Genomic DNA, 12,297 nt, shown 5'->3' with positions numbered 1-12,297 from the left:
TATTCTTTCGCCGACCACGCACATCTACTCTGAGGTGGTTACACACTTCCCCCACCCGCCGCACTCCCGATGGGTGTAGTCGCGCGGCGCGACGGGGGCCGCTCCGCGGCCCGGCTGGGTCGCGCCCGCCATCATCCCGGCGCCGGCGAGGCCGCCCGCGGCGAGCGTCGACCCCTCCGCCAGCATCGTGGTGGCCTGGGCCGGGTCGTCCATGCGGGTCTGCCCGGCGCCGCCCGGGCCGCTGCCGATCAGCGCCATCATGATCTGCTGCGCGGTCGGCCGCCGCTCCGGCTCCTTGACCAGGCAGGCCGCGATCAGCCGGTGCAGGTCGGCGGGCACGCCGTCCAGCGACGGCGGCTCGTTCATCACCCGGTTGATCACCGCGACGACGGTGTCGTCGCCGAACGGCGGGCGCCCGGTCGCGGCGAACACCATCGTGGTGGCCCAGGCCCACACGTCCACGGCCTCGGTGAGGGTGGCGCCCGCCACCTGCTCGGGCGCCATGTAGGACGGGGTGCCGATCGCCTTGGTCGCGTTGGTCTGCCCGGTGTCCAGGGCCCGCGCGATACCGAAGTCGATCACCCGGGGGCCGTCCGGGGCCATGATCACGTTGTGCGGCTTGAAGTCGCGGTGCACGATGCCGGCCTGGTGGATCGCGACGAGCGCGGTCGCGGTGCCGATCGCGAGCCGGTCCAGCGGCGCGCCGCTGATCGGGCCGGTCTCGGTGACCTGCTTGTACAGCGACGGCCCCGGCACGTACTCGCTGGCGATGTAGGGCTGGTCGCCCGCGACGTCGGCCTCCAGGACCTGCGCGGTGCAGAACCGCGCGACCTGCTTGGCCGCCTGCGCCTCCCGGACGAACCGGTTGCGCGCCATCGTGTCGCCGGCCAGGTCGGCGCGCAGGAGCTTGATCGCGGCACGGTTCCCGGAGGCGTCGACGCCGCCGTAGACGACGCCCTGGCCGCCCTCGCCGAGCCGGTCGACGATCTCGTAGGAACCGAGCCGCCGGGGGTCACCCGGCTGCAGCTCAGGCATTGACATACTCCTCAGCCCGCGACGACAGAAGTGCTTGGGGAAGCTTTGAGCTTACGCGAGCGCGGACACGGGCACGGGACATTCCCGTCCACCACGCGACGACCCGTGATCATAGAGGGCAGGAGGCCACCGTGCGCCGCAGTTCCGGACCGTCCTGGCAGACTCGGCTGCCATGAGCATCAGCTATCCGCGGCAGAGCGCCCGCACGCGACGGTTCAGCCTCGGCGTCCCGCGCGCCTTCCAGATCGCGCCGGACGGGTCGCGCGTCGCCTTCCTGCGCACCCGCGCCGGCGACGATCCGGTGACCTGCCTGTGGACGCTGGACACCGCCACCGGCGAGGAGGAGTGCGTCGCCGACCCGGCCGCGCTGGACGTCCCCGGCGAGGAGGACCTGCCCGCCGAGGAGCGGGCCCGGCGCGAGCGCGCCCGCGAGCAGGCGGGCGGCATCGTCGGGTACGCGACCGACCGCGCCATGGGGCAGGCCGTGTTCACCCTGGGCGGGCGCCTGTACGCCGTCGACCTCGACACCGCCCTCGTGCGGGAGCTGCCCGCCCGGCCGCCCGTCTTCGACCCGCGCCCCGACCCCGCGGGCCGCCGCGTCGCCTACGTGTCCGGCCGCACGCTGCGGGTCGTGGAGATGGGCGGCGCGGACGACCGCGCGCTCGTCGAGCCCGAGTCCGACCAGGTCTCCTACGGCCTCGCCGAGTTCGTCGCCGCGGAGGAGATGGGCCGGATGCGCGGCCACTGGTGGTCGCCCGACGGCGGGACCCTGCTGGTCGCGCGGGTGGACGAGACGCCCGTGCAGCGCTGGCACATCGCCGACCCGGCCAACCCGGACCGGCAGCCGTCCGAGATCGCCTACCCGGCGGCCGGCACCCCGAACGCCCTGGTTTCCCTGGTGCTGCTGAAGGTGGACGGCGGGCGCACGGCGGTGGCTTGGGACCGCGGCATGTTCCCCTACCTCGTGACCGCCGTCTGGGACCGGCACGGCCTCCTGATCGTCGTGCAGCCCCGCGACCAGCGCTCCCAGCGGGTGCTGCGGGTCGACCCGACCAACGGCGAGACCGCGCTGCTGCACACCGAGCACGACCCCGTCTGGACGGAGGTCATCCCCGGCCTGCCCGTCCGCACGCACGGCGGCGACCTCGTCTGGGCCACCGAGGACGCCGCGACCGACACCCGCCGCCTCACGGTCGCGGGCGAGCCGGTCACGCCCGCCGGCCTCCAGCTGCGCTCCGTGCTCGGCGTGGACGGCGAGTCGGTCCTCTTCACCGCCTGGGAGGAGCCCACCGAGGTCCACCTCTACTCCTACGAGAACGGCGAGGTGACCCGCCTCAGCGAGGGGCAGGGCGTCTTCGGCGGCGCCCGGTCAGGGGGCGTCACCGTGGTCTCGGGCGCGCGGCTGGACCGCCTCGGCTCCCAGGCCGAGGTGCGCACGGCGAACGCGGTCCACCCCGTCGCCTCGTTCGCCGAGACCCCGGTGATCACGCCGCGGGTGGAGTTGCTGCGCGCCGGCGACCGCGAGCTGCGCACCGCCGTCGTGCTGCCCACCGGCTGGGAGCGCGGGGACGGCCGCCTGCCCGTCCTGATGGACCCCTACGGCGGGCCGCACGCGCAGCGCGTCCTCGCCGTCCAGCGCTCGTACTGCGAGGCGCAGTGGCTCGCCGACCAGGGCTTCGCCGTCGTGATCGCGGACGGGCGCGGCACCCCCGGGCGCGGCCCCGCCTGGGAGCGCGCCGTGCGCGGCGACTTCGTCGGCCCCGTCCTGGACGACCAGATCAGCGCGCTGATCGAGGCGGCCCGCAAGCACCCCGCCGCCCTCGACCTCGACCGCGTCGGCATCCGCGGCTGGTCCTTCGGCGGCTGGCTCGCGGCCCTCGCCGTCATGCACCGCCCGGACGTCTTCCACGCGGGCGTCGCCGGCGCCCCGGTCACCGACTGGCGCCTGTACGACACCCACTACACCGAGCGGTACCTGGGCCACCCCGACGAGGAGCCGGAGAACTACGACGACAACTCCCTGCTCGCCAGGGCCGCCGACCTGAAGCGGCCACTGATGATCATCCACGGTCTGGCGGACGACAACGTGGTGGCCGCGCACACCCTGCGCCTGTCCTCGGCCCTCCTGGCCGCCGGCCGCCCGCACACCGTCCTCCCCCTGTCGGGGGTCACCCACATGACCCCGCAGGAAGTGGTCGCCGAGAACCTCCTCCACATCCAGGTCCACTTCCTCAAGGAGGCTCTTCTATGAGCATTTCTCTCCTCCTTCGGGCCTGGCGGCCCTCCATCGTCGATAAACGCGGGCGATCGCTGGCATCGCTCCGGCTCGCCTGGCGGCTCGCTGCGCGATCAGGTTCTCGCAAGCTCGAACCTGCCTTCGGACGCGATCGCAACCATTGAGGTCGTTGCGTGGTCGCGTAGGTGGCTGAGGTCGACCCTCTTAGCTCCTCCAGGAGGCCCAGAGGGCTGCGTAGGAGCCCCGGGCCTCCAGGAGTTCCTCGTGGGTGCCCAGTTCGGTGATGCGGCCGTTCTCCACCACGGCCACGCGGTCGGCGTCGTGGGCGGTGTGGAGGCGGTGGGCGATGGCGACGACGGTCCGGCCGTCCAGGACGGCGGCGAGCGAGCGTTCCAGGCGGCGGGCCGCGCGCGGGTCGAGCAGGGACGTCGCCTCGTCCAGGACGAGCGTGTGCGGGTCGGCGAGGACGAGCCGGGCCAGCGCCAGCTGCTGGGCCTGGGCGGGCGACAGGGGCTCGCCGCCCGAGCCGACGACGGCGTCGAGGCCGGGGCCGTCCCAGTCGACGGCGGCCAGGGCCCGGCGGACGTCGTCGTCGGAGGCGCCCTCGCGGGCCATCACGAGGTTCTCGCGGAGGGTGCCGCGGAACACGTGGTGCTCCTGGGTGACCAGCGCGACGTGGCCGCGCAGGTCGTCCAGGGGCAGCTCGACCAGCGGGACGCCGCCGCCCGCGCCCACGGTGACCGCGCCCGCGCGCGGCCCGTCGACGCCGGCGAGGAGGCGGCCGAGCGTCGACTTGCCCGCGCCGCTGGGCCCCACCATCGCCAGGCGCTCGCCCGGTCTCAGGTCGAGGTCCACGCCGTGCAGGACGTCGTGGCCGCGGCGGTAGGAGTAGTGGACGCCGCGCGCCGCGATCCGCTCCCCGGCGGGGCGGTCCCCGTTCGGCGAGCGGTCGGGCGGGACCTCGCCGACGCCGAGCAGCCGGGCCAGGGACGCGCCGCCGAGCTGGAGCTCGTCCAGCCACTGCATGAGCGTGTCGACCGGTTCGATGAGCTGCTGGGCGTACAGCGTCGCGGCGGTCACCTGCGCGAGCGTGGCCATGCCGTTGATGTAGAGCAGGCCGCCGACGAGCAGCGTCGACACCACGGGCAGGACGAAGCTCATCTCCATCACCGGGAACAGCACCGTGCGCAGCCGCAGCGTGTACCGCTCGACCTCGTAGGACGCCGCGATGTCGGCGTCGCCGCGCTCGTGCCGCCGCTCGGCGAGCCCGAGGGCCTCCACGGTCCGGGCGCCCTGGACGGTCTCGGTCAGCCCGTCGGCGATGCCCGCCCATGCCGCGTTCTCGCGCAGGTAGCCCCTGTGAGCGCGGGGCAGGTACCAGCGCATCACCGCCACCAGCAACGGCACCGCGACCAGGGCGGGAAGCGCGACGAGCGGCCCGTTGACCATCAGCGCGGCGACGGTGAACCCGCCCACGACGATGGCGACGAGGGTCTCCGGCATCGCGTACCGGACGGAGGTGCTCAGCGTGTCAACGTCGCGGGAGGCGCGGGTGACCAGGTCCCCGGTGCCGGCGCGCTCGACCGTCGACAGCGGCAGGGCCATGACGCGGTCGACGAACTCCTCGCGGAGCTCGGCCAGCACCCGCTCGCCCAGCCTCGCCGACGCCAGGTAGGCGTACCGGATCAGAACGCCTTGGGCGACCACGAACCCGGCGATGGCCAGGCCGGTGGTGTCGATGTCGGCGCGGCCGTCGCGGACGCCTTCCACCAGGGAGCCGAGCAGGCGCGGCGTGACGAGCCCGGTGACGGCCGCCAGCGCGTGCAGGGCCAGCACCAGGGCGAGGTCGCGCGGGTGCCGGAGGACGAGCCGCCGCGCGTAGGCCCGCACCTGCGCGGGCGTCGCGACGGGCAGTATCCGGGCGCTCATGTGCCCGCCCTTTCCGTGGTCTCGCCGCGGGTGACGGTCGCCGCGTAGCGCGGCTCGGAGTCCAGCAGCTCCCGGTGCGTGCCCTCCGCGACGACCAGGCCGTCGCGGACGAAGGCGACATGGTCGGCGCGGTCCAGCATCAGCGGGCTCGTCGTGCACACCACGGTGGTGCGGCCCGCGCGCGCCTCGCCGAGCCTGGCGGCGATGCGCGCCTCGGTGTGCGCGTCCACCGCGCTGGTCGGCTCCACGAGGACGAGCACGTCGGGGTCGGCGGCGAGCGCTCTGGCCAGGCGGAGGCGCTGCTGCTGGCCTCCGGAGAACTCCCGTCCGGCCTCCGCCACGTGCGCGTCGAGCCCGATCGGGTCGACGACGTCCTCGGCGCAGGCCGCGCGGATCGCCGCCCGGAGCGCGGGCTCGCCGGCGTCCGGTGCGAGCGACTCGGCCAGCGGGCCGGAGAACAGCCGGTCCTCGTTGACCGCGACCAGGATCCGCTCGCGGACGTCCGCGACCGCGCGCAGCGGGACGCCGCCGAAGTCGACCTCGCCGTCGGCGTACCGGCCGAGGCGGTCGGCGACGGCCTGCGCGTCGCGCGGGTCGGCCGCGGCGACCGCGGTGATCCGGCCCGGCCGCACGACCAGCCCCGAGGCGATGTCGACGAGCTCGGCGTCCGCCGCCGGACGGGCCGTCCCGGCGGCGGGCAGCTCGGGGTCGAGCCGCAGCAGCGCGGTGACCCGGCCCGCCGCCACCAGCCCCTTGGTGATCTTGCTGGCGGCCTCGCCGAGCGTCTTCAGCGGGACGATCAGGAACACCGCGTACCCGTAGAACGCGACCAGCTCGCCGACGCCGATCTCCCCCCGCGCGGCGAACCGGGCGCCGGCCCAGGTGACCAGCGCGATCAGCAGGCCGGGCAGCAGCACCTCGGCGCCGCTCATCCGCGTCTCGGCCCGCGCGACCGCCACCCCCGCCTCGCGCACCCGCTGGGACTCGGCGCGGTAGCGGCCGGAGAACAGGGCCTCGCCGCCGATCCCGCGCAGCACCCGCAGGCCCGCGACGAGGTCGGTGGCGTGCGTGGTCAGCTCGCCGACCAGCTCGCGGTGCGCCTGCTCCCGTTCGCGGTAGGGGCGCAGCAGCGGGGCCGCCGCCACCAGGATCAGGGGGACGCCGACCAGCACGATCAGACCGAGCGGCGGCGACGTGGACAGCAGGATGCCGGCCACGACGACGATCGCCACCACGGCGCCCGACCCGCGCGCCACGATGTCGATGGTGTCGCCGATGTGCGAGACGTCGGAGAGCCCGACGCTCACCACCTCGCCGGCGCTCAGCCGCTTCGGCAGCGTCGAGCCGAGGCGGGTGGCCTGCCGGGTGACGAGCTGGACGGTCCGGTACGCGGCGGACAGCCAGTTGAACACGGCGCACCGGTGCCGGAGCACGCCCGTCACGGCCTGCACGGCGCCGAGGCCGAGCAGGACGGCGGCCCACGTGAGAAGGGCGCCCTCGTCCCGCGCCGCGACGCCGTCGCCGATGGCGCGGCCGAGCGCGGCGGGCATCAGGGCCTGGCTCAGCATCCAGGCCACGCCGAAGAGGGCGCCCGCGGTCACGCTGCGCCACTGGGCGCGCAGCAGCGACAGCAGGTAGCGCGCGGGGGATCCTCGATCGGCGCGGGAGGCGCTCCAAGGGTCGGGGGACGTCGTCCGCCCTCGCACAACGTGGTCGGGGCCGCCAGGATCTTTCACCGGCAACGGCTTCACCCGACGAAGGTTATGCAGGGGAACTCCCGGCACACGACTGGTTTTTCAGCAGCGCAAACGGGTTTCGGTCCGTCCGGAAGCACCGACAAAGGCGGGCTCAGGGGGTGCGCCCGGCCGCGTGGACACGCTAAGGTCGTCACCGTACGGAGCGATGCTTCCTCCGCTCCATGAGCCGGGACCCTTGGCGGCTAGGCCCACGCCGCTGCCCCGGCGCGGCCCGTGCCGCTCCCCGTTTCCGCGGGGACGAGCGGGACGACGCGGTCGTTGCCAGTGCCGTCGCCAGCCCGACATTCCGGAAGCCCTGTGAGCACCATCAGTCACCAGACGCATCCCCTCACGCCAGGTACCGAGGACAGGATCGAGCTGCTCCTCATCGACGACGACCCCACCGACGTGCTCATGGTGGAGAAGATGCTCGCCGACAGCGGCCTGGACGCGGGGATCACCGTCGCCTGCGACCTGGACGCCGCCCGGCGCATGCTGACGCGGCGCGTCCAGTGCATCATCGTCGACCTGTCCACGCCCGGCATCGACCGGCTGGAGGGGCTGCGGCGGGTGCTCGCGCTGTCCGGCCCGGCCGCCGTCGTCGTGCTGACCGGCCTGGACGACGGCCGCCTCGGCGTCCAGGCGGTCGCCGCGGGCGCCGAGGACTACCTGGTCAAGCAGGAGGTCGACGGGCCGCTGCTGGCCCGCGCGATCCGCTACGCGATAGAGCGCAAGCGCTCGGAGGAGACCGAGCGGCGGCTCGTGGAGGCCCGCATCCTCGGCCGCGAGAACGCCCGGCTGGAGCGCGGCCTGCTGCCGGTCCCGCTGATCGAGGACCCGACGCTGCGGCACCACACCCGCTACCGGCCCGGCCGGCGGCGGGCGCTGCTCGGCGGCGACTTCTACGACACCGTGCAGACCGAGGGCGGCGCCGTCCACCTGATGATCGGGGACGTCTGCGGGCACGGCCCCGACGAGGCGGCCCTCGGCGTCCAGCTCCGCATGGCGTGGCGGACGCTCGTCCTCGCCGGGCACACCGGCGAGCAGCTGCTCGGCACCCTCGACACCGTTCTCGGGCACGAGCGGCGCAGCGAGGAGATCTTCACCACCCTCTGCATGGTCACGATCGCGCCGTCCCGGCGGACCGCGCGGATGCACCTCGCCGGCCACCCCGCGCCGCTGCTGTTCCGCGGGGCGCCGGGCGAGGGCGGCGAGGTCGCGGCGCTCCCCGACTACGCCCACGGCCCGGCGCTCGGCCTGGTGCCCGGCGCCGAGTGGCCGACCACCGAGATCGACCTCGGCGAGTCGTGGGGCCTGATGCTCTACACCGACGGCCTGATCGAGGGGCGGGTCGGCGAGGGCTCGGACCGGCTCGGCACCGAGGGCCTGGTCGGCCTGGCCCGCACCGCGCGCACCCGCGGCGCGGCCGGACGGTCGCTGATCGACGCCCTGGTGACCGAGGTGGAGCGCCTCAACGGCGACGCCCTGACCGACGACCTCGCCGTCCTGCTGCTGTCGCGGCAGGGCGAATCGGAGCGTCCAGGGCGCTGACCACAAGCCCCTGACCTCCGTCAATGTCTTCTGGGTCACTCACCGGCAGAGTTCCCGCACCGCCTGTGAAGTCCCTCACCCGCACTCGGGTCACGGAACGGCCACAAGGCGCGTGCGGCGTGTGTTCATAGCCTGCGGCTATCGCCACCAGTGCGCTCATGACTTGGAACGAATCGCCGAGCCGGACATAACGTGCAGGTCGTGGCTATAGCGATACCTGCGATCTACCGATCGACCGTCGGCAAGAAGGCCGTGATGGCCGTCACCGGCGGCATCCTCGTGCTGTTCCTGGTCCTGCACATGATCGGGAACCTGAAGATCTTCCTCGGCGCGGAGGACTTCAACCACTACGCCGAGTGGCTGCGCACGATGGGCGAGCCCGCGGTGCCGCGGCGGACGGTGCTCACGGTCCTGGAGCTCGTGCTCGGCGTCTCGGTCGTGCTGCACATGTGGTCGGCGGTGTCGCTCGCCAAACGCGCGGCGCACGCGCGTCCCGTGAAGTACCAGTCGAAGAAGAAGTCGCACGCGCAGGGCTACGCCGTCCGGACGATGCGGTACGGCGGGATCATCATCGCCGTCTACGTCGTCTGGCACCTGCTGGACCTCACGTTCTTCGCCCTGAACCCCAAGGGCGCCGACGCCACTCCCTACGAGCGGATGGTCGCCGACTTCGACCCGTCCCGCTGGTACATCACGGTCTGGTACGTCGTCGCGATCCTGCTCGTGGGACTCCACCTCCACCACGGCATCTGGAGCGCGTTCCAGACACTGGGATTGCGCACGCCGCGCAGCCACAACGCCCTGAGGGGCCTCGCCGCGACCACCGCCGCGCTCGTCACGCTCGGCTTCGTCGCCGTCCCCGTCTCCATCACGTTCGGATGGGTGAGCTGATCCATGGCAGCTGACGACATGACCACCGGCTTCTACACGCCCGGCGAGCCGATCGCCGACGCCAAGGCCCCGGCGGGCGCCATCGAGGAGCGCTGGACGACCCGCAAGTTCGAGGCCAAGCAGGTCAACCCGGCCAACAAGCGCAAGAAGAAGATCATCATTATCGGGACGGGGCTGGCCGGCGGCTCGGCCGGCGCCACCCTCGGCGAGGCCGGCTACCACGTCCAGCAGTTCTGCTTCCAGGACTCCCCGCGCCGCGCCCACTCGATCGCCGCGCAGGGCGGCATCAACGCCGCCAAGAACTACCGCAACGACGGCGACAGCGTGTACCGGCTGTTCTACGAGACGGTCAAGGGCGGCGACTTCCGGTCCCGCGAGTCCAACGTGTACCGGCTCGCCGACATCTCGCGGCAGATCATCGACCAGTGCGTCGCGCAGGGCGTCCCGTTCGCCCGCGAGTACGGCGGCCTGCTCGACAACCGCTCCTTCGGCGGCACGCAGGTCTCCCGCACGTTCTACGCGCGCGGGCAGACGGGCCAGCAGCTGCTCCTCGGCGCCTACCAGGCGCTGATGCGGCAGGTGGACGCCGGGAACGTGGAGCTGTACCCCCGGCACGAGATGCTCGACCTGATCATGGAGGACGGCCGGGCGCGCGGCGTCGTCGTCCGCAACCTGATCAACGGCGAGGTCAAGCACTACACCGCGGACGCGGTGGTTCTGGCGTCCGGCGGCTACGGCAACGTGTACTTCCTGTCCACGAACGCGATGGGCTCGAACGTCACCGCGTCCTGGCGCGCCCACCGCCACGGCGCCCTGTTCGCCAACCCCTGCTACACCCAGATCCACCCGACGTGCATCCCGGTCAGCGGCGACCACCAGTCGAAGCTGACGCTGATGTCGGAGTCGCTGCGCAACGACGGCCGCGTGTGGGTGCCGAAGAAGGCCGGCGACACCCGCAGGCCCTACGACATCCCCGAGGACGAGCGCGACTACTACCTGGAGCGCATCTACCCGTCCTTCGGCAACCTCGTCCCGCGCGACATCGCCTCCCGCGCGGCCAAGAACGTCTGCGACGAGGGGCGCGGCGTCGGCCCCGGCGGGCTCGGCGTCTACCTCGACTTCGCCGACGCGATCGCGCGCCTCGGCCGGGACAAGGTCGAGGCCAAGTACGGCAACCTCTTCGAGATGTACGAGCGCATCACCGGCGAGAACCCCTACGACACGCCGATGCGCATCTACCCGGCCGTCCACTACACGATGGGCGGCCTGTGGGTGGACTACGACCTGGAGTCCACGATCCCGGGCCTGTTCGTCATCGGCGAGGCGAACTTCTCCGACCACGGCGCGAACCGGCTGGGCGCCTCCGCGCTGATGCAGGGCCTCGCGGACGGCTACTTCGTCCTGCCGAACACCATCGGCGACTACATCGCCCGCAACAGCCTCCCCCCGGTCGCCGAGACGGCGGTCAGCGAGGCGGAGGAGCGGGTGCGGACGCGGATCGAGCGGCTGCTGTCGATCGACGGCGACCGCACCGTCGACTCCTTCCACCGCGAGCTCGGCCACATCATGTGGGAGTACTGCGGCATGGAGCGCACCGAGGAGGGGCTGCGCAAGGCGCTGGACCTCATCCCCGCACTGCGCGAGGAGTTCTGGACGCGCGTCAAGGTCACCGGCAAGGGCGAGGAGCTGAACCAGCAGCTGGAGAAGGCGGGCCGCGTCGCCGACTTCTTCGAGCTGGCCGAGCTGATGGTCATCGACGCGCTGCACCGCGCCGAGTCCTGCGGCGGCCACTTCCGGGCCGAGAGCCAGGACGAGGAGGGCGAGGCCAAGCGCGACGACGAGAACTTCGGCTACGTCGCCGCCTGGGAATGGGCCGGGGAGGGCGCGAAGCCCGTCCTCCACAAGGAGGCCCTCAACTTCGAGTACGTCAAGCCCACGCAGAGGTCGTACAAGTAATCATGAAGCTCACACTGCGCGTCTGGCGCCAGAGCGGCCCGCAGGACAAGGGCGGGATGGTCGAGTACAAGCTCGACGACGTCTCCCCCGACGCCTCGTTCCTGGAGATGCTGGACGTCCTCAACGAGAAGCTCATCGCCTCCGGCGAGGAGCCGGTCGCGTTCGACCACGACTGCCGCGAGGGCATCTGCGGCATGTGCTCGCTGGTCATCAACGGCACCCCGCACGGCCCGGAGCGCGCCACCACCACGTGCCAGCTCCACATGCGCAAGTTCAAGGACGGCGAGGTCATCGACGTCGAGCCGTGGCGCGCCAAGGCGTTCCCGGTGGTCAAGGACCTGGTGGTCGACCGGTCGGCGTTCGACCGGATGATCCAGGCGGGCGGCTACATCACCGCGCCGACCGGCACCGCCCCCGAGGCGCACTCGACGCCCGTCCCGAAGCCCGACGCCGACCGCGCGTTCGAGGCCGCCGAGTGCATCGGCTGCGGCGCCTGCGTCGCGGCCTGCCCGAACGGCTCGGCCGCCCTGTTCCTCGGCGCCAAGGTCACCCACCTCGGCCTGATGCCGCAGGGCCAGCCCGAGCGCTGGGACCGCGTCGTGTCCATGCTGGACACCCACGACGAGGAGGGCTTCGGCGGCTGCACCAACACGGGCGAGTGCACCGTCGCCTGCCCGAAGGGGATCCCGCTGGACGTCATCGGCCGGCTGAACCACGACTACCTGAAGGCGACCGCCGGCGGGAAGAAGCGGTAGCGGGCGCGGCAGAGGGAGCGATCCCGGCCGCCGCTGTTCTCGGTCCCGCCCGGAGTACCGGGCGGGACCGTTCTAATGTGTCCGCATGACGGTCACACTCCTCCCCTACCACCAGGACGAACGGCTCCCCGACGCGTCCTTCCCCCTTTCCGGCCTCACGATGCCCGACGAGACGGCCGTCCTGCCCGGCCACGGCGAGCAGACCACA

General features: G+C 72.9%; 8 protein-coding genes. 5 read left to right on the top strand and 3 right to left on the bottom strand.

Going from position 1 to position 12,297, the window contains the following annotated elements:
* Positions 1-24 precede the first annotated feature (24 nt).
* Positions 25-1,035 carry a serine/threonine-protein kinase gene (locus AB0C69_RS26240; RefSeq protein WP_360357825.1) on the bottom strand — a complete coding sequence of 337 codons (1,011 nt, stop codon included), beginning with the start codon at positions 1,033-1,035 and terminating at the stop codon, positions 25-27.
* 172 nt (positions 1,036-1,207) lie between these two features.
* On the opposite strand from AB0C69_RS26240, the gene AB0C69_RS26235 reads away from it, so the two are divergent.
* Complete coding sequence (locus AB0C69_RS26235) at positions 1,208-3,286, top strand: prolyl oligopeptidase family serine peptidase (protein ID WP_360357824.1); 2,079 nt, start codon at positions 1,208-1,210, stop codon at positions 3,284-3,286.
* Between the two features lie 189 nt (positions 3,287-3,475).
* On the opposite strand, the gene AB0C69_RS26230 is transcribed toward AB0C69_RS26235, so the two are convergent.
* Positions 3,476-5,200, bottom strand: coding sequence for an ABC transporter ATP-binding protein (locus tag AB0C69_RS26230; RefSeq protein ID WP_360357822.1), 1,725 nt, complete (start codon positions 5,198-5,200; stop codon positions 3,476-3,478).
* Positions 5,197-6,951, bottom strand: coding sequence for an ABC transporter ATP-binding protein (locus tag AB0C69_RS26225; protein ID WP_360357820.1), 1,755 nt, complete (start codon positions 6,949-6,951; stop codon positions 5,197-5,199). Before AB0C69_RS26225 ends, AB0C69_RS26230 begins: the two co-directional genes overlap by 4 nt.
* Positions 6,952-7,254: 303 nt before the next feature.
* Between AB0C69_RS26225 and AB0C69_RS26220 the strand changes: the two genes are divergently transcribed.
* The 4 genes from AB0C69_RS26220 (at position 7,255) to AB0C69_RS26205 (ending at position 12,089) form a co-directional block, all read left to right on the top strand.
* On the top strand, positions 7,255-8,487 hold the full coding sequence (locus AB0C69_RS26220) for a SpoIIE family protein phosphatase (protein WP_360357818.1): 1,233 nt from the start codon (positions 7,255-7,257) through the stop codon (positions 8,485-8,487).
* A gap of 201 nt (positions 8,488-8,688) precedes the next feature.
* The gene (locus AB0C69_RS26215; protein WP_360357817.1) at positions 8,689-9,378 is read left to right on the top strand and encodes a succinate dehydrogenase cytochrome b subunit; all 690 of its coding nucleotides are present in this window, start codon (positions 8,689-8,691) and stop codon (positions 9,376-9,378) included.
* Positions 9,379-9,381: 3 nt separating this feature from the next.
* Positions 9,382-11,334: a fumarate reductase/succinate dehydrogenase flavoprotein subunit gene (locus tag AB0C69_RS26210; RefSeq protein WP_360357815.1), complete on the top strand. Its 1,953-nt coding sequence runs from the start codon at positions 9,382-9,384 to the stop codon at positions 11,332-11,334.
* A 2-nt stretch (positions 11,335-11,336) separates the two neighbouring features.
* Positions 11,337-12,089 (top strand): succinate dehydrogenase/fumarate reductase iron-sulfur subunit, encoded by a 753-nt coding sequence (locus AB0C69_RS26205; protein WP_185032610.1) that lies wholly within the window; start codon positions 11,337-11,339, stop codon positions 12,087-12,089.
* Positions 12,090-12,297 lie beyond the last annotated feature (208 nt).

Origin of the sequence: Actinomadura sp. NPDC048032, from assembly GCF_040653175.1 — a bacterium.
In the GTDB taxonomy this organism is placed as follows: domain Bacteria; phylum Actinomycetota; class Actinomycetes; order Streptosporangiales; family Streptosporangiaceae; genus Spirillospora; species Spirillospora verrucosospora.
Note: the sequence above shows the minus strand (reverse complement) of the source record. Positions and strands in the feature narration are given on the sequence as shown.